This window comes from Halosimplex aquaticum (assembly GCF_028747785.1).
GTDB classification, from domain to species: domain Archaea; phylum Halobacteriota; class Halobacteria; order Halobacteriales; family Haloarculaceae; genus Halosimplex; species Halosimplex aquaticum.
On the sequence record NZ_CP118158.1, the window covers coordinates 3574228 to 3595124 of the forward strand.

General features: G+C 70.9%; 23 protein-coding genes. 12 read left to right on the top strand and 11 right to left on the bottom strand.

From position 1 onward, the window contains the following. The first annotated feature begins 142 nt into the window (after window positions 1–142). From thiE to PSC72_RS17805, 4 genes are all read left to right on the top strand, one after another. Complete coding sequence (thiE, locus tag PSC72_RS17790; RefSeq protein WP_274322764.1) at window positions 143–784, top strand: thiamine phosphate synthase; 642 nt, start codon at window positions 143–145, stop codon at window positions 782–784. Window positions 785–813: 29 nt separating this feature from the next. Next, window positions 814–1008, top strand: a complete 195-nt coding sequence (locus PSC72_RS17795; RefSeq protein ID WP_274322765.1) for a hypothetical protein — start codon at window positions 814–816, stop codon at window positions 1006–1008. 126 nt (window positions 1009–1134) lie between these two features. Next, window positions 1135–2487, top strand: coding sequence for an MFS transporter (locus PSC72_RS17800; RefSeq protein ID WP_274322766.1), 1353 nt, complete (start codon window positions 1135–1137; stop codon window positions 2485–2487). Window positions 2488–2574: 87 nt separating this feature from the next. Then, window positions 2575–3534, top strand: coding sequence for an oxidoreductase (locus PSC72_RS17805; RefSeq protein WP_274322767.1), 960 nt, complete (start codon window positions 2575–2577; stop codon window positions 3532–3534). Window positions 3535–3570: 36 nt separating this feature from the next. Here PSC72_RS17805 and PSC72_RS17810 read toward each other — a convergent pair whose 3' ends face one another. The 6 genes from PSC72_RS17810 to PSC72_RS17835 all read right to left on the bottom strand — a co-directional run bounded on the left by PSC72_RS17810 (window position 3571) and on the right by PSC72_RS17835 (window position 8560). Further along, window positions 3571–4383 (bottom strand): aldo/keto reductase, encoded by an 813-nt coding sequence (locus PSC72_RS17810; RefSeq protein ID WP_274322768.1) that lies wholly within the window; start codon window positions 4381–4383, stop codon window positions 3571–3573. A gap of 81 nt (window positions 4384–4464) precedes the next feature. Then, complete coding sequence (locus PSC72_RS17815) at window positions 4465–5592, bottom strand: presenilin family intramembrane aspartyl protease PSH (RefSeq protein WP_274322769.1); 1128 nt, start codon at window positions 5590–5592, stop codon at window positions 4465–4467. Between the two features lie 132 nt (window positions 5593–5724). After that, entirely contained in the window at window positions 5725–6630 is a 906-nt protein-coding gene (locus tag PSC72_RS17820) for a phosphatase PAP2 family protein (RefSeq protein ID WP_274322770.1), read from the bottom strand. 73 nt (window positions 6631–6703) lie between these two features. Continuing rightward, the gene (locus tag PSC72_RS17825) at window positions 6704–6931 is read right to left on the bottom strand and encodes an H/ACA ribonucleoprotein complex subunit GAR1 (RefSeq protein WP_274322771.1); all 228 of its coding nucleotides are present in this window, start codon (window positions 6929–6931) and stop codon (window positions 6704–6706) included. A gap of 19 nt (window positions 6932–6950) precedes the next feature. Next, the gene (gene srp19, locus PSC72_RS17830) at window positions 6951–7229 is read right to left on the bottom strand and encodes a signal recognition particle subunit SRP19 (RefSeq protein WP_274322772.1); all 279 of its coding nucleotides are present in this window, start codon (window positions 7227–7229) and stop codon (window positions 6951–6953) included. A 107-nt stretch (window positions 7230–7336) separates the two neighbouring features. Further along, window positions 7337–8560, bottom strand: coding sequence for a PGF-CTERM-anchored ABC transporter substrate-binding protein (locus PSC72_RS17835; RefSeq protein ID WP_274322773.1), 1224 nt, complete (start codon window positions 8558–8560; stop codon window positions 7337–7339). Window positions 8561–8622: 62 nt separating this feature from the next. Here PSC72_RS17835 and btuC point away from each other — a divergent pair, with 62 nt between their 5' ends. The 3 genes from btuC to PSC72_RS17850 all read left to right on the top strand — a co-directional run bounded on the left by btuC (window position 8623) and on the right by PSC72_RS17850 (window position 12093). Beyond that, the gene (gene btuC / locus PSC72_RS17840) at window positions 8623–9723 is read left to right on the top strand and encodes a vitamin B12 ABC transporter permease BtuC (RefSeq protein ID WP_274322774.1); all 1101 of its coding nucleotides are present in this window, start codon (window positions 8623–8625) and stop codon (window positions 9721–9723) included. Beyond that, complete coding sequence (locus tag PSC72_RS17845) at window positions 9720–11180, top strand: ABC transporter ATP-binding protein (RefSeq protein ID WP_382261811.1); 1461 nt, start codon at window positions 9720–9722, stop codon at window positions 11178–11180. The genes btuC and PSC72_RS17845 overlap by 4 nt, the downstream gene beginning before the upstream one ends. 91 nt (window positions 11181–11271) lie before the next feature. Beyond that, window positions 11272–12093: a CAP domain-containing protein gene (locus PSC72_RS17850; protein ID WP_274322776.1), complete on the top strand. Its 822-nt coding sequence runs from the start codon at window positions 11272–11274 to the stop codon at window positions 12091–12093. Between the two features lie 77 nt (window positions 12094–12170). On the opposite strand, the gene PSC72_RS17855 is transcribed toward PSC72_RS17850, so the two are convergent. Continuing rightward, entirely contained in the window at window positions 12171–12746 is a 576-nt protein-coding gene (locus PSC72_RS17855) for a response regulator (RefSeq protein ID WP_274322777.1), read from the bottom strand. 156 nt (window positions 12747–12902) lie between these two features. On the opposite strand from PSC72_RS17855, the gene PSC72_RS17860 reads away from it, so the two are divergent. Next, on the top strand, window positions 12903–13844 hold the full coding sequence (locus PSC72_RS17860) for a rhomboid family intramembrane serine protease (protein WP_274322778.1): 942 nt from the start codon (window positions 12903–12905) through the stop codon (window positions 13842–13844). Then, entirely contained in the window at window positions 13844–14707 is an 864-nt protein-coding gene (locus PSC72_RS17865) for an endonuclease V (protein WP_274322779.1), read from the top strand. The genes PSC72_RS17860 and PSC72_RS17865 overlap by 1 nt, the downstream gene beginning before the upstream one ends. Window positions 14708–14725: 18 nt before the next feature. Here PSC72_RS17865 and PSC72_RS17870 read toward each other — a convergent pair whose 3' ends face one another. Further along, a complete protein-coding gene (locus PSC72_RS17870) occupies window positions 14726–15289 on the bottom strand; it encodes a class I SAM-dependent methyltransferase (protein WP_274322780.1) in 564 nt (187 codons plus the stop codon). 134 nt (window positions 15290–15423) lie between these two features. On the opposite strand from PSC72_RS17870, the gene PSC72_RS17875 reads away from it, so the two are divergent. The 3 genes from PSC72_RS17875 to PSC72_RS17885 all read left to right on the top strand — a co-directional run bounded on the left by PSC72_RS17875 (window position 15424) and on the right by PSC72_RS17885 (window position 18306). After that, a complete protein-coding gene (locus PSC72_RS17875) occupies window positions 15424–16254 on the top strand; it encodes an SDR family oxidoreductase (RefSeq protein WP_274322781.1) in 831 nt (276 codons plus the stop codon). A 27-nt stretch (window positions 16255–16281) separates the two neighbouring features. Continuing rightward, entirely contained in the window at window positions 16282–17613 is a 1332-nt protein-coding gene (locus tag PSC72_RS17880; RefSeq protein ID WP_382261812.1) for a glycerate kinase type-2 family protein, read from the top strand. A 75-nt stretch (window positions 17614–17688) separates the two neighbouring features. Continuing rightward, window positions 17689–18306 (top strand): DJ-1/PfpI family protein, encoded by a 618-nt coding sequence (locus tag PSC72_RS17885; RefSeq protein ID WP_274322782.1) that lies wholly within the window; start codon window positions 17689–17691, stop codon window positions 18304–18306. Between the two features lie 3 nt (window positions 18307–18309). Here the strand turns inward: PSC72_RS17885 and PSC72_RS17890 are convergent, their stop codons facing one another. The 3 genes from PSC72_RS17890 to PSC72_RS25740 all read right to left on the bottom strand — a co-directional run bounded on the left by PSC72_RS17890 (window position 18310) and on the right by PSC72_RS25740 (window position 20774). Then, the gene (locus PSC72_RS17890; RefSeq protein ID WP_274322783.1) at window positions 18310–19377 is read right to left on the bottom strand and encodes an ArsA family ATPase; all 1068 of its coding nucleotides are present in this window, start codon (window positions 19375–19377) and stop codon (window positions 18310–18312) included. Window positions 19378–19516: 139 nt separating this feature from the next. After that, window positions 19517–20461 carry a glycoside hydrolase family 43 protein gene (locus tag PSC72_RS17895; RefSeq protein ID WP_274322784.1) on the bottom strand — a complete coding sequence of 315 codons (945 nt, stop codon included), beginning with the start codon at window positions 20459–20461 and terminating at the stop codon, window positions 19517–19519. A gap of 157 nt (window positions 20462–20618) precedes the next feature. Continuing rightward, window positions 20619–20774, bottom strand: coding sequence for a DUF7563 family protein (locus PSC72_RS25740; RefSeq protein ID WP_425484368.1), 156 nt, complete (start codon window positions 20772–20774; stop codon window positions 20619–20621). Window positions 20775–20897 lie beyond the last annotated feature (123 nt).

The window sequence follows — 20897 nt, forward strand, 5'->3', positions numbered from 1 at the left end:
ACGGCATAAGGTCGTGGCCGGACCCGACGACGGTTCCGCCGTCTTGCGCAACCATCTTTTTCGCTAGGAGTCGCAGCAGGCGACCCTCCGGCCAAAAAGAGGGTCCGAAAGGAACAGGTCGCGCGCCGCCGACCCTCCGGCAATGTCCGACTGGGACGTCTATCTCGTCACTGAAGAGCGCCTCTCGGCGGGTCGCGCGACTACCGATATCGTCGAGGCGGCCGTCGCCGGGGGCGTCGACGTGGTGCAACTGCGGGAGAAAGGTCGGAGCGCCCGCGAGCGTTACCGTCTCGGACGCGAACTCCGGGCGCTCACCCGTAAGGCCGACGTGACGCTGATCGTCAACGACCGGGTCGACCTGGCGCGGGCGGTCGACGCCGACGGCGTCCACCTCGGCGACGACGACCTGCCCGTCGAAGTCGCGCGCGAGCAACTGGGGCCGGACGCCGTGATCGGCCGCTCGGTCTCGTTCGTCGACGACGCCCGCGAGGCCGAACGGGCGGGCGCCGACTACCTCGGCGTCGGCGCGGTCTACGAGACGGGCTCGAAGGACGACATCGACGACGACGAGCACGGGATCGGCCCCGAACGCGTCGCGGAAATCGCCGACGCGGTCGATATCCCGGTCGTCGGGATCGGCGGCGTCACCGCCGACAACGCCGGTCCGGTGGTCGAGGCCGGGGCCGACGGCGTCGCCGTCATCACCGCGATCACCCGCGCCGCCGACCCCGAGGCCGCGACGCGCGAACTCGGCGAGGTCGTTTCCCGGGCGCGCGGGGACTGATTTTTCTCCGCGGCGCGTCACGGTCCAGTATGGGCGAACGCCGCAGTCGGGAGGACCGAATCGCCGCCGACCTCGAATCGATCGCCGCGCAACTGCGCGAGGGCGAGGCGACGCTGTACGGGTACGAAGTCGACCTCGACGCCGCGGGCCGCGTCCAGCGCGGCGGGATCACCTGCGCGGACGGCTGGTTCGCCTTCGAGTTCGACGAGCGACGGAAACCGTGACCGCCGCGGCCGCGCAGGAGCGAGACCCGGCCACACCGGGCCACCACTGGCCTCGCCGGATGGCGAGCCCCCCTCCGCAGATCCGCCGCCCCTAGCTATTCGGCCGCGCACTCCCTACGGGAGCGCGTGCAGGACCCTCGCGCCGTCGTTCGTCCGGCCGCCGGCCGCCGCCGGGCGCTGTTCGCCGTGCTGGTGATCGTCTTCATCGACCTGCTCGGCTTCGGCGTCGTCATCCCGATCCTCCCCTTCTACGTGCGCGACTTCGGCGCGAGCGACGTGGTCTACGGCCTCCTCGCGGCCTCGTACTCGCTGATGCAGTTCGTCTTCGCGCCGCTGCTCGGACAGCTCTCGGACAGCCGCGGTCGCCGACCGGTCCTCATGATCTCGCTCGCGGCCAACGCGGTCGCCTGGACGGTGTTCGGCCTCGGCGGCGAGGTCGCGGCGACGGCCGGGACGACCGCCGGGCTGGCGACGCTCTTCCTCGCGCGGATGCTCGCCGGCGCGATGGGCGGCAACATCGCCACCGCGCAGGCCTACATCGCCGACGTGACGCCCGCGGACCGGCGCGCCGGCGCGCTCGGCCTCGTCGGCGCCGCCTTCGGCCTCGGGTTCGTCTTCGGACCGGCGCTGGGCTCCGTTCTCGCGAGCGACGGCGCCGTCGCCGGCGCAGCGGCGGTCTTCCCGGAGTTCCTGCCGGCGACGCGCTTCTCGCTCCCCAGTTTCGGCGCCGCCCTCTTGAGTCTCGTCGCGTTCACGGCGACCTGGGCGTTCCTGCCCGAACCCGACCGCCGCGCGGGCCCGGCCCGTCGCCCCCGCGTGATTGGCCAGTTCGTCGAGGCGTTCCGGGACGCCACCCTCCGCCCGCTCGTCGCGGCGTTCCTGGTCGCCTCCGTCGCGTTCTCCGGCATCCAGATCGCCTTCATCCCGTACGTCGCCGACGTGTACGGCTACGACGCCTCGCAGGCCGGCCTGCTGCTCACCTACGTCGGCGCGCTGGCGGTGTTCAACCAGGGCGTCCTCGTCGGGCGACTGGCCCGCCGCGTTCCCGCCCGCCGCCTCGCGATCGCCGGCGCGGTCCTGCTCGTCGTCGCGCTCGGCGCGTTCCCCTTCTCGCCGGAGATCGGCCGCGCGTTCCTCGGCGACGTCCGGATACTCGGATTCGGCCCCCGGGTCGTCGCGCTGCTGGGCGCGCTGACGCTGCTGTCGCTCGGCAACAGCCTGTTGACGGTCGCGCTGACGACGCTCGTCTCGCTCGCGGCCAGCGCCGACCGGCAGGGGAGCGCCTTCGGCGTCACGCAGGGCGCGGGAAGTCTCGGACGGACCGTCGGCCCGCCGATCATGACCGCCCTCTACGCGGTCGTCGTCTACTGGTCGCCGTTCGTCCTCGGCGCCCTGCTGACCGTCGGCATCGTCGCCCTCCTGACGACGGTCACCGTCGCCGAGGTCCCGGTCGGCGACCCCGCCGAGTCCGTCGACTGATCGCCGCCCGCACGCGTCCTGCCGGTCCAGCGCCGCGTCTTGCCAGCCGGGCGACGCGTTTGAGTGGCCGGCGTCCGACACTCCGGTATGAGCGAGTGGACTCTGGCGGACACGCCCGACCTCTCGGGGAAGACGATCGTGGTCACGGGGGCCAACAGCGGGATCGGATACGAGGCGACCGGCATGTTCGCGGTGAAGGGCGCCACGGTCGTGATGGCGTGTCGGAGCACGGACCGCGGCGAGCGCGCCGCGGACGACATCCGCGTTCGGCTCTCCGATCCGGACCTCGACGTGCGCGAGTGCGACCTGGCCGACCTCTCGTCGGTCGAGTCGTTCGCCGAGGGCGTCCGCGCCGACTACGACGAGTTGCACGTCCTCTGTAACAACGCCGGCGTGATGGCGATCCCGCGCTCGGAGACCGCCGACGGCTTCGAGACGCAGTTCGGCGTCAACCACCTCGGCCACTTCGCGCTGACCGGTCACCTCCTCGACCGACTCGTCGAGACGGCCGGCGAGGCGCGCGTCGTCACCCAGTCCAGCGGCGTCCACGAGCGCGGCGAGATCGACTTCGCGGACCTCGGCCACGAGGACGCCTACGGGAAGTGGGAGGCCTACGCCCAGTCGAAACTCGCCAACGTCCTCTTCGCCTACGAGCTCCAGCGCCGCCTCGACGCCGCCGGGATCGCGGACACGCTCTCGGCGGCTTGCCACCCCGGCTACGCGGACACCGAGCTCCAGGGGCGCGGGCCCGAACAGGAGGGGTCGACGCTCAAGCGATACGCGATGGCCGCCCTCAACGCCGTGTTCGCCCAATCTGCCGAGAAGGGGACGCTCCCGCTGGTGTACGCCGCTACGGCGCCCGAGGTCGACGGGGGCGACTACGTCGGTCCCGGCGGCCTGTTCGGCATGCGCGGCCACCCGGAGAAACAGCGCTCCAGCGACGCCTCCTACGACCGGGAGGACGCCGAGCGGCTCTGGACCGTCTCCGAGGACCGCACCGGCGTCACCTACGACTTCGACGCGCTCGCCGACGTCGCCGAGGCGTGACGGGCAATCACCGCGGCGGCGTTCGGACGCGCCCGCTCACCAGTTCCAGGGGCCGTGGTCAGGGTCGATCTCCCGGTGGCGCCGGTCGATGGAGTCGATGCGCTCGATGTCCTCCTCGTCCAGTTCGAGGTCCCGAGCGGCGAGGTTCTGCTCCATGTGCTCGCGGCTGCTCGCCTTCGGGATGGCGGCGACGTTGTCGTGCGAGAGGACCCACGCGAGGCTGACCTGCGCGGGCGTCGCGTCGTGTTTCTCCGCCACGTCCTGCACCTCGGGCGCTTCGAGCGCCGCGCCCTTCCCGAGCGGCGAGTACGCGACCAGCCAGTGGTCGTGTTCCTGGGCGTACTCGACTAACTCCTCCTGCGGGAGCAGCGGGTGCATCTCGACCTGATGAGCGAACAGCGGCACGTCGAGGAACTCGCGCGCCTCGTCGAGCAGTTCGGGGGTGAAGTTCGAGAGGCCGATGTTCCGGGTCTTGCCCTCCTCGTAGGCGGCCTCGAACGCCGGCAGGACATCCTCGTGACTGTAGATCCCCGACGGCCAGTGGACGTAGAGGAGGTCCACGGCGTCGACGCCGAGTCGGTCGAGACAGCCGTCGATGGCGTCGGACACCTGCTCGGGCTCCGGAGGGACGTCGTGGTGGACGGTCTTCGTCGAGAGCCAGACGTCCTCGCGGTCGACGTCGCTGTCGCGGATCCCCTGGCCGACGTACTGTTCGTTCTCGTAGACCTGCGCGGTGTCGACGTGGCGGAACCCCACGTCGAGGGCGGTGCTGACGTTCCCGCGCCACTGCTCGCGGTTGTCGTCGGAGTACGTACCGAGTCCGAGTCGCGGTAGAGAATCGAGCGGCATGGACCGGTGTTGTGGCGACTCCCGCTTCACTGTTCTGTCTGCCGCCGGATCTTCCGGTTCCCGCGCCCGCGACGGCCGCGCTCAGAGGTACGGCGCGAGCCCGGTCGCCTGTGCGAGCGTCAGCCCGCTCGCGAGCGCACCGAGGAGGTAGCCGGCGATAGTCCCGCCGTTCAACAGCGGCAGTCCGGCGTGGGCGCGGCCCTTGAGTACCATCCACAGCAGGACGACCAGCCCGGCGGTCGTCCCCACCATCGCGGTGAGCGCCGGGAGCGTCGCGGGGATCCCCAGCAGGTCGACCGTCGGAACGGAGTCGGGGGCGAAAAACGCCGCGCTCGCCACGAGCACCGACGGGATCACCGCGTCGCCGAGACCGATGAACAGCGCCTCGCGGTCGATGGCGAGGTCCTCGGCTTCCCCCTCGTCCTCCCGCACTGTTTCGCCGTCCCGTCCGTCCGCTTCGGCTCGCCCTTCGGCCGAGCCGTCCGTCTCGACCGCCCGAGCGGTCTCGTTCTCCCCGATGCGGTCGCCGTCCGCACCGTCGTCTTCGCCTCCGGGCCCGTCCTCGCCGTCGCTGACGGTGTCGGGAGCGCCGCTGTCGAGGTAGGAGTACGACAGCGAGAGCGGGACGACGAGGACGATGGGGACCTTGAGCTCCATCACACCGGAGGCGAGCGTGAGCATGTGTTCGGTGCCGTAGACGCTGATGGCGTCGTAGACGGCGAGGACGGTCAGCAGGAGCAACGCCGGGAGCACGCCGAAACTGATCCCGAACAGCGCCGCCGCGCCGGCGCCCATGACGATCCCTGCGGCGTCGATGACGTACCACTCTGGGTGGAACCACAGGGCGAGGCCGAGGGCGGCGCCGCCGGCCCACGCGACGGCGTTGAGTTCGACGCCGCCGACCGGGACGGTCACGACCGGCGGCACGAGCACGCGCAGGACGAACAGGCCGACGTACGCGCCGGTGCCGACCAGCAGCAGGCGCAGGAGCTGATCGACCCCGTACCGGATGATCAACAGCATGACGCCCGTCATCACGAGGATGAACGCCACGTAGACGAGGGTGTTCGTCGGGTTCTGCGGGTCCTCGACGGCCTGGTAGCCCGCGTCCTGAAAGGGCCCGACCAGCGCGAGCGCCCCGAGTTGCACGAGCACGAATATCCCGACGATAGCTCCGGAAGCGACGTAGGCGCGCGTCCGCTGGTCCATGTGCACACCTCGCCCACGATTCGTTTGAGGGTTACGGCCGACGAGTCGCCGACTACCGCCGTCGCGCCCGCGTCGACGGCGGAGCGGTCGTGCGACCGGGCCGAGCGGGATGGCGACGCCGTCGTCGGTCGCTCAGCCGAGTCGCTCTCCCAACAGCGGCGCGCCGACGGCGCCGCCCACGGCCACGGCGGTCCCGGAGAACGTGAGCGCGAGCGGCGGCTCGAACGCCTCGATGGCGCTGAAGAGGACGCCTGCGGCGGCGAGGATAGCGAACCCGGCGACCACCTCTCGCCGGTCGGTCGGGTGGGCCGGCGTCGAGTCGGCGACGAGCCGCCACACGAGCCAGCCGCCGACGGCGCCGCCGATGGCCGCCACGCTGTCGAACGTGACCCCGTTGAGGAGGCCGAGCGCGCCGGTCGCGACCGCGACGCCCAGGACCCGCCCCGGGTCGGTTCCGCGGTCGGCGAACCGGTAGAGCGCGCCGAGGAGGACCACGCCGACGGCCGCCCCGACGACGACGTCGACGAGGTAGTGGACGCCGAGGACGAGCCGCGAGAACGAGACGAGCACGACCACCGCGGCGGCGCCCGCGACTCGCCGACGGAACGACCACCGGTCGAGGACCAGCGCCAGTCCGCCCCAGACCATCGTGCTGCCGAGCGCGTGGCCGCTCGGGAACCCGGGGCCGTCGGCGGTGGTGGCGCTCTCGAACAGGGCGTCGAACGCCTCCGGGAACACCGCCACCTCGGGCGGTTCCATCGCCCCCGGCGGCCGACCGAGCCCGAAGAACGTCTTGAGCGCGCCGATGACGGCGACGTAGGTGAGCGCGAGCGCGAAGACGAACAGCGCGCGGCGGCGGTCGACACCCCAGAGCGGGAACTCCTCGCCGGCGACGAAGAGCGTGCCGCCGAGGACGAACAGGAACCACCCGTCTCCGAGCTGGGTGACCAGTCCGAACAGCAGGACGACCGGCCACTCCGCCAGGCTGTGGATAGCCTCCGTGACGCCGATGCCGCGGTCGCCGCCGAACAGTTGCATCTAGTTCAGATCCGGACCGGCACGGTGTAAGATCCGGGGCGACAGATGCAGGCCCGCGCTCGCACCGGGTCGCCTACCGCGCGTACAGCGGGGTCCCGACGAGGGCGGGCAGATGCACGTCGTCGTCGGCTGTGACGGCCAGGTACGGCCGGTCGACCGGGCCGAACACGTCCACGACCCGGCCCAGGTGGTCGAGGTTCTCGTCCACGACGGGCGTGCCGATGTCGACGTGGTCGTCGTCCGGCGCGCGGACGATTGCGAGGTGCTGTGCGATCCGGACGACCTCGCCGACTCGTTTCACGGCTCGACCCTCCGGCGGGTCATTCGCGAATGACGCCGAGATAGGCGGCGACGGCGCCGAGCAGGTCGGTCTTGCTGGCGTCGTCGGCGTCCTTGACGAGGACGCGCCCGCGGGGTTCGTACTCGCGGGGGTAGGTCTTGTCGCGCTCGATCACGGCGTCGTAGCCGACCTGCTGGACGGCCTGTGCGATCTCGTCGACCGTCGGCTCCGGGACCGCCAGATCCGTCGACACGCGACGCCCCTCGCTGCGGGTGCGGGTGGCGTCGAGCGCCGCGGGCCAGATGACGTTCTCGACCATACGCGGCCCTGAGAACCCGCCTACGTAAGGGTCTTTCCGGTCGGCGCGACCCGCGGCGAAAAAAGGTCGGTCGGCGTCCGCTCTATCGGCGGACCGCGGTCGCCGTCCTATCGGCGTCGCCGGGCGAACAGCGCGCCGGCGAGCAGCGCGACGAGCGCGGTCGCGGCCGTGAAGCCGGGGCCGCCGTCACTGGTCGTCTCGGCGACCGGCGTCTCGGTGTCGGTCGGCGTGGCGCCCGTCTCTGCGGTCGCCGTGGGCGTCGCGTCACCGCTCTCGGCCGTGGCTGTCTCGGTCGGCTCGGCGGTCGTCGCGGTCGACGTCGGACATGAGACCGGCTGCGGTGTCTCGACCGCCGAGAAGTCCACGTTCTCGTAGGCCTCGGGGTGGAACGCCTGGGCCATCTTCTTCAGCGGCTGGACGTTCCGCGGGCCGTTCTGTGTCATGAAGTTGCGGTTCACCTGGACGATGTTCCCCTCCTGAACGGCCGTCGACTGGTTGAACGCTGCCGTCTTCGGGACCGTGCCGAACTGGCCGTTCTGGACGATCCACTCGGGGTCTTTCTGCGCGACGATCTCGTCGCTGAGCTGGCCGTACCCGTTGCTGGTGTTGATCTCGCCCGCGGCGATGTTGTTCCCGCCCGCGGCCTCGATCAGCCGGCCGACGAAGGTGTTCTCGCCGGCGGTCCAGCCGCCCCCGAGAGAGAAGTACACGCGGGGGTTCTCCTCGTCGCTCACGGCGTCACGGACGGCCTGGACCTGTCCCTGCATCCGGGCGCTGGTCCGTCCGGCCTCCTCGTAGTTCCCGGTGAGCTGACCGTACAGTTCGATTTTCGCGTACACGTCCTCCAGGTTGTCGGCCTCCTCGAAGCGGTATACCGTCAAGCCGCTGTCGCGCAGGGTCTGGACCGTCTCGTTCGAGATCACGTTCGGTGCGAGCACCAGGTCGGGCTCGGCACCGACGACGGCCTCGTTGATGACCGTGCTGTCGTTGGTGGCGACGTCCGTCTTGCCCTCGCGCCCGTCGAGGTAGGAGGTGTACTGGTTGATGGGCAGCCCGACGACCTCGTCGTGCGCGCCGATGTCCCAGAGTATCTGGGCGGCGCTCGGCGCGAGCGCGACGAGTCTGTCGGGGTCCTCTTCGATCGTTACTTCCGTTCCGCTCGCGTCAGTTACTGTCATCGGGTAGGTGCAGTGTGAGTCCGCGAGGCCGCTCGCACTCGCGCTCGCTGCACCCGATCCGGCGCCGACGCCCGCCGCCGCCGGGGTCGCGACCGCCCCGAACGCGGCGACGAGCACCAGCGCGGCACCGACGACTGCTGTCGCGTCTCTCATGGCGTCTGTGGCTGTGCCTCTTTGCAATAAATACTTACCTACTGCAACCAGACTTGATGACCATGAACGTCCGGACTAGGGCGACCGGGTGGTCGGTCGGGCTGACCGCGGTGCTGGTCGCCGTCGCGCTGGTCAGCGCGACCAGGGGCCCGGTCGCGGTCCCGCTCCCAGAGGTCGCGAAAGCCGCGCTCAACGCCGTCGGGATCCCGACCGGCGTCCGCTTCGGGACCGGAACCGTCGCCCTCTTCGGTGCCACGGTCTCGGTGCCGGTTCCGGACCCCTCCTACACGTACCTCTTCTCGTTCCCTGTCGACTCGACCCAGGAGACCATCGTCCGGCGGATCCGACTGCCGCGGATCGCCCTCGGGGCGACGGTCGGGTTCGCGCTGGCATCGGCCGGCACGGTGATGCAGGGATTTTTCCGGAACCCGATGGCCGACCCCTCGATCATCGGCGTCTCCTCGGGCGCCGCGGTCGGCGCCGTCGCCACGATCGCGCTGTCGTTTTCCGGGCCCTACAGCATCCAAGCCGCCGCGTTCGTCGGCGCGATCGTCGCCGCCTTCGCCGTCTACGTCATCGCTACCGAGGGGGGCCGGACCCCCGTGGCGACGCTCCTCCTCGCGGGCGTCGCGATCCAGACGTTCCTCGGCGCGGTCGTCTCGTATCTCCTCCTCCAGGCCGGCGAGAGCCTCGAACAGGCGCTCTACTGGCTGATGGGGCGACTCCACAACGCGGCGTGGTCGGACGTGGCCGTCACCGCCCCCGTCGCGCTGGTCTGTTTCGCCGTCCTCCTCGCGTACGGGCGAGACCTCAACGTCCTCTTGCTCGGCGAGGAGGACGCCCACACGCTCGGGATCGAGGTCGAACGAACGAAGCGGATCCTGCTCACGGTGTCGAGCGTCACCACGGCCGCGGCCGTCGCCGTCGCCGGCTCCATCGGCTTCGTCGGCCTCATCGTCCCGCACATGATGCGCCTCGTCGTCGGTCCGGACCACCGGATCTTGCTCCCGACCAGCGCCATCGCCGGCGCTGCCTTCCTCGTCGCGACGGACACCGTCGCGCGCTCCGGCAGCGTCGAGGTCCCGGTCGGCATCGTCACCGCCGCGCTGGGCGCGCCCTTCTTCCTCTATCTCCTGCGGACCCGGGAGGTGCACTCGCTGTGACGGTCGACCTGCCGGCAGCCCTCGACGACCTCGTCGGCGACGCCTCGGACGGTAGCGGGTCCGCTCGCGGCCCGGACGCGGCGGGATCGGGCGCTGGCTACGCACCAGATCGAGCCCTGCTCGAGGTCGACGGCGTCTCGGTGGGGTACGGCGACGTGGAGGTGCTCGACGACGTGTCCCTCGCCGTGGACGCCGGCGAGTTCGTGGGGCTCGTCGGTCCCAACGGCGCCGGCAAGACGACGCTGCTGAAGGCGATAAACGGCGTGCTCGACCCGAATTCGGGGGCGGTCCGCGTCGCCGGCGAACGTGTCGCGGACCTGTCTTCCTGGGCCGCCAGCCGCCGGATCGCGACCGTCCCGCAGGACACGACGGTCGCCTTCGAGTTCGCCGTCGAGGACGTCGTCGAGATGGGGCGGACGCCGTACCACGGCCGGTTCGGCGGCGACCCCGACGCGGACGAGGCCGTCGAACGCGCGCTCGACCGGACGGAGACGGCGCAGTTCCGCGACCGCTCGGTCGCGTCGCTGAGCGGCGGCGAGCGCCAGCGTGTCGTCCTCGCGCGTGCGCTCGCGCAGGGGACGCCCGCGCTCCTGCTCGACGAACCGACGGCGAGCCTGGACGTGAACCATCAGGTGCGGACGCTCGAACTCGTCCGCGACCTCGTCGACAGCGAGGGGAAGGCCGCGCTCGCGGCCATCCACGACCTGGACATGGCGGCCCGCTTCTGCGACCGGCTGGCCGTCCTCGCCGACGGCGACCTGCTCGCGGTCGGGCCGCCCGCGGAGGTCCTGACCGCCGAGCACCTCGGAACCGCCTTCGACACCGACGCGGCGGTCCTGCCCAACCCCGTGACGGGGACGCCCGCCGTCACCCCGCTCTCGGAACCGGGCGACCTCGACCGGACGGTCCACGTCGTCGGGACTGGCGCGGCGACGGCGCGGACCGTCGCGGCGCTGGCGGCGGCCGGGGCGACGGTCACCGTCGGACCGGTCCCGGACGGCGACGTGGCGGCCGCGACCGCGCGGGAACTCGCCGCGGAGACGGTGACGGCGGCGGCGTTCGCGGCGCTCGACCCCGACGCCGAGGCCGAGGCGCGGGACTCGCTGTCGGCGGCCGACGCGGCCGTCGTCGTCGAACCGGTCGCCCCCTCGCTGGGGGCGCTCGCCAGCGGCCATCCCGCCGTCGTTCGAGTGACCACCGGAGCGGTCGGACCGGCCGCCGCGACCGAGATCGTAGATAGGACCGAAGCGGTCGACGCCGCCGAGGCCACCGGATCGCCCGATGCGACTGGACTGCTCGATGGGGCCGACCGGACGGACGCCGACACTGCGGACGCCCGGAGCGTCGAAGCGGCGGGCCCCGAACGGTCGGTCGACGCCGCCGCGGCGGCCACCCCGGACACCGTCGTCGCGGGGATCCGTGCGGCACTCGATCGCCCGGCCGAGGCGGACGACTGAGCGTCTCCCGGCCGGCGAGCGGTTCCTAATCGTCGGGACCGTGGCAGTCGGTTGACGCAACAGTTATTGGGTGGCGGAGTCACCCCCGATTATGGCGGACGTGAACAAGCCGACGCTGCTGGTCGCGGGGGGCGGCCTCGTCGCGCTGATAGTCGTCGCAATCCTCGTCGGAGCGGCGCTGACGCAACCGGACGCGCCGGTCGTCGGCGACGACTCGACGCCGACCGCCGTGGAAGCGACGGACCTGCCCACGTTGGCGCCCACACAGACCGGATCGGGCACGGGAACCGGGACCGTCGCCGGCGGGGGAACGGCGACGGCCACGCCCACGCCGTATCCGACGCTCACGCCGACACCGACGCCGACGGCGACGCCCACGCCGACGCCCGCGCTGACCGAAGTCCCGGCCGAGTCGTTCGACGAACGGGAGATCGAGCGCCTCGTCGCCGAGTACATCAACGATCGCCGGGCGGAGCGGGACCTCGACCGCCTCGACTACGAGGGAGAGGGGGTCGACGACCTGATCCAGATGGCCCGCGGGCACAGCGTCCGCATGGCCGACGTGGACAAGGCGATCCACCGGATCGACGGCCAGACCAGCGCGGACCGGTACCGTGAGAACAGCCTCTACGACCGCTGTCGCTGGTCGACCCAGGACGGGAACGCCCTCGTGACCGCCGACGACAACGCCCTCGAAGCCGTCGATCGCACCGTCGCGGGCGAGCCGTACCGTCACGACGGCGAGCGCCGGTTCAACGGCAACGAGAGCGCCGTCGCGCACGCGATCGTCGACGACTGGTGGAACACGTCGACGTACCGGCCGCGACTGACGCGACCCGGGGCCGACGAGGTCGGCGTCGGCGTCGACATCACCCGCCGTGGTGACGTGTTCGCCACCGCGAACTTCTGCTGAGCGGTCCGGCGACCCGACGAACTGCGGACCGCGCTTCGATCCGCCCGTTCTGCAAGAATAGCTGCCGCTCGCCGGTGTCACTCGGCGTGGCGACTGATCTCGTTGAACGCGGCCTCGAAGTCGTGGAACTCGGCGAGCGCCTCGTCGATCTCCTCCCGCAGGCGCTCGGCGCGCTCGCGGAGGTCGGCGACGTCGTCGCTGGCGTCGAGTTCGGGTTCGGTCTTCTCGGCTTCGAGCAGCGCGATCTTCGACGTGACTTCGAGGTACTCGGTGAGCCGCTCGTCGTAGCGGGTGGCCGTCAGTTGCTGGTCGATGGCCGCGACGAGGTCGCCCTTCTGGACGGGCTTGCAGAGGTAGTCGTCGAAGGGCATGTCGACGATGTCGAAGTCCGGGTCGACGGCGGTGATCATGATGACTCGGGTGTCCAGCCCCCGGTCGCGGATCGCCGAGAGCACGTCGTCGCCCGACACCTCCGGCATGCGCCTGTCGAGCAACACCACGTCGACCGACTCGTCGACTTCCTCCAGCGCCTCCTCCCCCCCGTAGGCCGTCTCCGTGTCGTAGTCGTCGCGGAGACGAAGCGCGTACACGTCCGCGACCTCCGCGTCGTCGTCGACGATGAGCACCCGCGGCTCGGGACTCGTCTCGTTCACGGAGAGATATGATGCGGTGATCCTATGTAAGTGCGTGGGTGTCGACTACCGCGGCCAGTCAGCCCGTCTGCGTGCGCTGTGCAGCCGCGGGCCGCGGGAACTGCCGGGACACGGCCAAACACAATCCCTTTGCCGGTACCTTCCCAAGAGCCTGTAATGTCGAGGTGCGACGAGTGCGGCAAACAGGAGAACATGCCGTACCAGTGCCGCCACTGCGGCGGCACGTTCTGTGCGGAACACCGCCTCCCGGAGAACCACGGGTGTCCGGGCCTGGACAACTGGTCCGACCCCGGCGGCGTCTTCGATAGCGGCTTCGACGACGGCGTCGCCGACGACTCCGGCGGGGGCGGCGTCCGCGACCGCCTCGGGATCGACACCGGTCCCGGCGGTCCGCTGGCGTACTTCCGCGGGAACATGACCTACGCCTTCCTCGGCGCGATGTGGCTCACGTTCCTGCTCCAGCACGTCGTCATCCTGGTCGCCGGCGGGGACGTCTACAGCGCCATCTTCACGCTCCGGGCGAGCCACCCCGAGTACGTCTGGACGTGGTTCACGTCTATCTTCGCTCACGCGCCGTTCTCGCTGTTCCACATCGGACTCAACAGCATCGTGATATACTTCTTCGGCCGCATCGTCGAGGACTACGTCGGATCGCGGGATTTCGCGCTCCTGTTCCTCGGGAGCGGTGCGATCGCAGGACTCGCCCAGATCGGATACTACATCGTCCAGATCGGGGGGATCCCGCAGACGTCGACCGCAGGCGTCCTCGGTGCCAGCGGCGCTGCACTCGCCGTCATGGGCGTACTCACGGTCCTGAACCCGAATCTCCGGGTGTACCTGTACTTCATCCTGCCCGTCCCGCTGTGGCTGTTGACCGTGGGGTACACCGGCTGGACGGTGTACCAGATCGTCAGCGTCGGTGCGGGCGCCGGCGGCACGGCGCAGGTCGCGCACCTGCTTGGACTGATCGTCGGCCTGCTCTACGGCCAGCACGTGAAGGGTCGCCACCGCGTCCCGAACCAGCTCCAGTTCGGCGCCGGCGGCGGTGGCCGCGGTCCTGGCGGACCGGGCGGTCCCGGCGGTCGCGGTCCGTTCTGATGAGGATCGTTCACCCCGAGTTCGTCCCGGACGCGTCGCTCTCCCGCGAGGACATGGAGTCGCTCCAGCGGGAGATCGCAGAGGCCGCCGTCTTCGAAGACGACCTCTCCGTCGATCCGGCGGCGGTCTGCGGCGACGACGCGGCCGCCACCGACGACGAACAGACGAGTCTCGCCGACGTGGACGCGAGCGGCGATGCGGACGGCGAAGACAGCGAGGACGATGCGGACGCGCCCGCCGACTCCCCGCTGGTCGCCGGCGTCGACCAGTCGTTCGTCGACGACCACGCCGTCAGCGCGGTCGTGCTCCTTCGGGGCGGCGAGGTGGTCGAGCGCGCCTACGCCGTCGAACCGGTCGAGATCCCCTACGTCCCCGGACTGCTGAGCTTCCGCGAGGGAACGGCCATCCTCTCGGCGTTCGACCTGCTCTCGCGCGACCCCGACATCGCGCTGCTGGACGGCAGCGGGCGCATCCACTTCCGGGAGGCCGGGATCGCGACCCATATCGGCGTCACGCTCGACCTCCCGACGGTCGGGGTCGCCAAGAGCCTGCTCTGTGGCACGCCGCGGGAGTCGCTCGACCGGAAGCTCCCCCAGGGCGCACGCGTCGCGATCGAGGCCGACGCGGACGTGGAGACGGCCGAACCGGGCACGCACATCGGCGACGCCGTTCAGACGCGCCAGTTCGAGAACTCGGACCGATACGTCAACCCGCTGATCGTCAGTCCCGGCCATCGCGTCAGCGCCGACACCGCTTCGGACGTCGCGCTGGCCTGTGCGAGCGGGTACAAACTCCCCGAACCCACGCGGCTCGCGGACAAGTACGCAGACGACGTGAAAGCCGACGTGCGCGAGAACCTGTGAGCGCGCTTCGGACCGTTCTCAGGCCCCGTCGAGGACGCCGACGAGCACGAACGTCTCCGAGCGGGTCGCCCGGAACTCGATAGCGAACCCGGCGTCGCGGAGCGCGGCCGCGGCGTGGTCGGCGTCGTAGCGCTCCTCCACGGGCGGTCCGCTCGCGCCCGCGCCCTCGGCGCTCCAGTCGACGACAGCGAACTGGCCCCCCGGGCGGAGGACGCGAGCGACCTCGGCGACCGCGGAACCGGGAAGTTCGTGGTACGTCATCGTCGCGAAGGCGGCGTCCAGCGCGTCGTCGTCGAACGGCAACTCGTCCGCGCCGCTCGTGACGAGCGTGACGTTCTCGGGGACGCCCTTCTCGCGGTAGCGGTCGTGCATCGCCGCCTGCACGTCGACGGCGTAGACCTCGCCGACGTGGGGCGCCACGTCGTCGGTGTAGAAGCCGGTGCCGCTCCCGAGGTCGACGACGCGATCACCGGCGTCGGGGTCGATCGCCCAGAGCAGTTCCTCGGCCGAGCAGTGGCGATAGCGCCGCGCGGCGTCTTCCAGTCTGTCCGCGTCCTCGGCGGGGAACGTGTGGTGGCCCATCGCGTCGTCGTTGTCGCCGCGACCTGAAATAGCTCCCGCGCCCGGGCTCCGGACGGCGCGGACCGGGCCGCGGAGCCTCCGAGGGCGCCCTTGCACGGCGGAGACTTAACTTGCGGGCGCTCGTCGTCGGGAACATGACGAAGACGGCGCTGATTACGGGGTCCTCGTCCGGGATCGGACGCGCGACCGCCGTCGACTTCCTGCGGCGGGAGTGGACGGTGTACGCGACGGCTCGCGACACAGACGACGTGGCCGACCTCGCCGAGGCGGGGTGTGAGACGGCCGAACTCGACGTGACAAGCGACGCCGACGTCGAGCGCGTCGTCGACCGGATCGTCGAGGAGTCGGGGCGCATCGACTGCCTGGTCAACAACGCGGGCTACGCCCAGTACGGCCCGATCGAGGACGTGCCGGTCGAGGCGGTCCGCGACCAGTTCGACGTGAACGTCTACGGCCCGCACCGGCTCACCCGCGCGGTCCTCCCGCACATGCGAAAGCGCGGGTCGGGGACGATCGTCAACGTCTCCAGCGTCCAGGGTCGGGTCGCGACGGGCGGCACCGGCGCCTACAGCGGGTCGAAGTTCGCGCTGGAGGCCATGAGCGACGCGCTCCGCGTCGAGGTCGAGGACTTCGGGATCGACGTCGTACTGGTCGAACCCGGTCCCGTCGCCACGCGCTTCGGCGACCGGGCCGAGTCGGAGTTCGACCGTCTGGAGCGCTCGGGGGCCTACCACGACCTCTACAGCGTCCAGGAGGACACGGACGTGCTGGGGAGCGGGAACGACTTCGGCGTCCATCCCTCCGAGGTGGCGGCGGTCATCGGCGACGCTGCCAGCGCCTCGGATCCGGACCCGCGCTATCCCGTCGGAACGCTCGCGAGCGTCATGATCGCGTCGCGCCACCTCCCCGACCGCTGGCGCGACGCCGCGTATCGACTGGTGCGCTGGGTCGCGACGAAGCGATGACTGGCCGCGGACCGGAGGGGGGCTGACGTGGCCTCGGTGTGCGACCGCGCCGACCTGGCCCGCACCGACGCCCACGAGGTCGTTCTCGACTGCCTCGAAGCCGGGATCGCGGCCGCGCGGCCCGAGCGCGTCCTCGCCGACGCGCTCTCGCTGTCGGGCGATCAGCTCCGGATCGCCGGCGAGGTGTACGACCTGCACGCCTACGAGGACGTCCTCGTCCTCGGCGGCGGCAAGGCAGCGGGCCAGGTCGCCGCCGCGCTCGAAGAACGGATCGGCGACGCCGTCGACGGGGGCGTCGTCGTCACCGACGACCCGGTCGGGACCGAGCGAGTGGAGGTCGTCGAAGGCTCCCATCCGGTGCCGGACGACACGGCCGCCGACGGCGCTCGTCGGATCCGCGAGCGGGCCGCGGCCGCGGGCGACCGGACGCTCGTCTTCGCGGTGATCACCGGCGGCGGGAGCGCGCTCCTCCCCGCGCCCGCCGGCGACCTCTCCCTGGCGGACGTGCGGGACACGACCGCCGCGTTGCTGGAATCGGGCGCCGAGATCGCGGAGATCAACGCCGTCCGCAAGCACCTCTCGGCGATAAAAGGCGGGCGGCTGGCGGCCGCGGCCGCCCCGGCGACGGTCGTCACGCTCGCGTTCAGCGACGTCGTCGGCGACGACCTGGGCGTCATCGCGAGCGGCCCCACGGCGCCCGACCCGACCACGTACGACGACGCACTGGCCGTCCTCGACCGCTACGACCTCGCCGTCCCCCCGGAAGTCCGGACGCACCTGCGAGCGGGCGCGGCGGGCGACCGACCGGAGTCGCCCGGCCCGGACGCGGACTTCGGACACGTGCGCGAGCACCTGCTGGCGGACGCGTGGACGGCCATCGACGCGGCCCGCGCGGTGGCGGAGGGGGCGGGCTACGAGACCGCGGTGCTGTCCTCGCGGATCCGCGGCGAGGCGCGCGAGCAGGGACTCGCCCACGCCGCCGTCGCCGAGGAGATCGCGGCGACCGGCAATCCGGTCGAACCGCCCGCGGTCGTCCTCTCGGGCGGCGAGACGACCGTGACCGTCCGCGGCGACGGCGCCGGCGGCCCCAACCAGGAGTTCGCCCTCCGCGCGGCCCTCGAACTCCCAGAGGGGGCCGTCCTGGGTGCCGTCGACACTGACGGACGTGACGGCGGGACGGACGCGGCGGGCGCGCTCGTGGACGGGCAGACGATCGCCGACACCGAGGCGGCCGCCGCCGCGCGCGACGCGCTTGCCGACAACGACGCCGAGCCGTTCCTCGCCGACCGCGGCGCGCTCGTCCGGACCGGCCGAACCGGGACGAATGTCAACGACCTGCGCGTGCTGCTGGTCGAGTGACGGCCCGTCCGCCAGACGGCCGTCAGTCTCGACCGGCCGGTAGCTTTTCGGGCGTCTCGCGGGTAGCGTCGATGCATGAGCGACCCCGCTTCGCTGGGCATCCTCGCCTTCGAGGGCTTCGAGGAGCTGGACGCGATCGGTCCCTACGAGGTGTTCCAGAACGCGCGGACGGCGGGCGCGGACTGGACGGTCGACTTGCTGGCGACCGACGAGACCGACCGCGTCACCGCCGCGTACGACCTCCGCGTGGAACCGGACGGCGCCCTCACTGGCGACGCGGCCCTCGACTATCTCGTCGTCCCCGGCGGCGGCTGGAACGACGGCGACGAGACCACGGGCGCCCGGGCGCTGGCCCGCGACGAGCACGTCCTCGACGCGATCCGAGCGCTTCACGACAATGGCGCGGCGGTTCTCTCGGTCTGCACCGGCGCGATGGTGCTGGAAGCGGCCGGCCTGCTCGACGGCCGACCCGCCGTCACCCACCGGAGCGCGCTCGACGACCTGCGCGAGACCGACGCCGACGTGGTCGACGCCCGCGTCGTGGACGACGGCGACGTGCTCACCGCCGGAGGCATCACCGCCGGCATCGACGCCGCGCTGTGGCTCGTCGAGCGCGAGTGGGGTCACGAGATCGCCTTCGACGTCGAGGACGCGATGGAATACGAACGCAGCACCGACGTGTACCGCGAGTAGAGGCTACTCTTCGAGACACGCCGCGACGACTTTGAGCGCACGCTCGCCGCGCACTTCGTCGGCGAACAGCGGGACGCGGCGCACGTCGTGCCCGCGGAAGACGTCCTGCGACCGCGAGAGCGCCTCGCGCTGGACCGACCAGCGGCGCTGGCAGAACTCGCAGTCGTCGAGGTTCGGCGAGACGAACCAGTCGGCGTCCACGTCGGCCACGTCGGCCAGGTCCTGCATGACGCGGTTGACGACGACGGTCCCGACGGGCACGTCGAACTCGTCCAGTCGCGCCAGCAGTCGCTCGGATTCGAGGACCGACAGCTCCTCGGGCACCATCACGACGCGGAAGTCGGTCTGGGTCGGGTCCTGGAGCACGGCGCGCAACTGCTCGATGCGGTCGCTGAGCACGCGCAGGTCGTCCAGTCCCTCCTCGGGGTCGACGTCCTCGTCGTCGCCGCCGAACATCCCGCCGAGGTTCTCCATCATCCCGCCCATTCGCTCGCGCAGCGAGAGGATCTTGCCGACCATCGAGTCCATCACGTCGGGGAGTTCGAGCAGTCGGAGCGTGTGCCCCGTCGGCGCGGTGTCGACGACGACCCGGTCGAATCTGGGGTCGTCCATGTACCGGATGAGCAGTCGGATCGCCGCGGCCTCGTCCGCGCCGGGCATCGACCCGCCCAGCGGGTCGACCATCTCCTCGCCGGCGTCGCCGAGCATCCCGCCCAGACCGCCGAGTGCCCCGCCGCCGCCGAGTCCGCCGCCGTCGTCGGCGAACGGGCCGTCTTCCAGCGCGGCCTCGGGATCGATCTCCGCCGCGTAGAGGGGGATTTCCTCGCGGATCTGTGCGGGCTCGGCCGGAATCTCGCTCTCCAGCGTGTCCGAGAGGGAGTGAGCGGGGTCGGTCGAGACGACCAGCGTCGCCGTGCCGTCGCGGGCGCTCGCCAGCGCCGTCGCCGCCGCCATCGTCGTCTTCCCCACGCCGCCTTTTCCCCCGTAGAGGACGTACTCCGGCGCGTCGACTCCGGCGGGGACCGCCGCGTCGTCGATGTCGTCGACCGCTTCGACGTCGATGTCGCTCATTGTCTCGGATTGGGCCCGCGCGACGGATAAGAACCCCTCTTTCTGGCCGGGGCGTACCCTCGTCGCGCCCGCTCGGGAGGTTTATGGGGCGTCGCTACCGGATTCAACTCCTACTGAGTCTAGACGGCTAAGGCGCGGCCTACCGCTCCGAGGGATCCTTCTCGTAGGCCTGCAGGCGGTCGTACTCCTCGCCCGTGATCGGAAGGACCGTGCCGTGTTTGAACCCGTACGGGAACGCGAACTCCTCGTCGGCGCGCTCGAACTCCGCTTCCAGCGAGTCCGCCACGAAGGGGACGTACCCCTGCGTCTCCGGGCTCCCGCCGAAGTAATCGAGGAACAGGCACCAACGCCCGTCGTCGAGTCGGAACGCGGTCGGCGCTTCGTACCGCGCGCCGTCCAGTCCCTCCATCGTTCGGTCGAACGCCTCGACTCGGGTGAACGGCCCGGTCGGACGATCGCTCTCGACGAGGATGATCCCGGCGGGGTCGGCCTCGCTCTTCAGGAAGCAGTAGTACGACCCGTCCTCCTCGTACATGGCCGAGTCGATGACGCCGCTGTCGGGCTTCCGGTAGAGCAGTTCCGGCTCCGAGAACGTCTCGAACGACTCCGTCGTCGCGTAGTAGATGGCCTTGTCCTGATAGTCGTCGCTGCGGTGCGAAGACGACCAGTGGACGACGTACTCGTCGTTCTGACTGTCGTAGGTGATGTCGGGCGCCCAGAGACAGCCGAACTGCCCGTCGCCGAGTTCGACCATCCGCTGGTCGGACCACTCGACCAGGTTCTCCGACTCCCACAGCACCAGCGAGTCGCTCCCGTTGCGGGTGATCTCCTCCCACGAGCCGTCGTACTGGTTGGGCATCCCGTAGGCCAGACTGAGGTCGGTCCCCACGATCACGAACCGCCCGTCGTCCGTCCTGGTGATCGTGCAGTCTCGGACGCCCTTGTCGCCCCTGTAACTCCAGAGGACCGGGTCGCCGCCGTTGACCTCCTCCCAGTGGAACCCGTCCTCGCTGATCCCGAAGTACACCTGCTCACCGTCCGGCGTCCGCTTCTCCCTGAAGTGGACGAACAGATACGCCTCCATACGTCGGCGTTGTCAGGGGCCACCGTATCCGTTGTCGTTTCCGCTGGGATCGACCGGAATCTACCGAGCGGCGACGACAGAAGCGACTACGCGGCGTCGGACAGCGAAAGGTCGACCGTCCCCCCGGACGGCCGGCACGAGCGGGTAGGCCTGATGCCTATGACCGCGACGACCGAGCCTCGCGCACCTCGGCACCGTCACGGAGTTTGTCTTCGCAGAACGGACAGACGCGAGGGCCAGTGTGACCGTCGGGCGTGAAAACGCGTACGTACGCCTCGGTAACAAACGACCCACAGTTCTGACACTCTGGCATCTCTTGAGTAACGGGAATACTCCGCCATATGCTTTCCGGCCGTGGATGGCGGTATAGACCGATTAACTCCCCTTCACCGCCTGTCAGGTGACGGCTTCGCCGGGGTATATCGGCACTACCTTT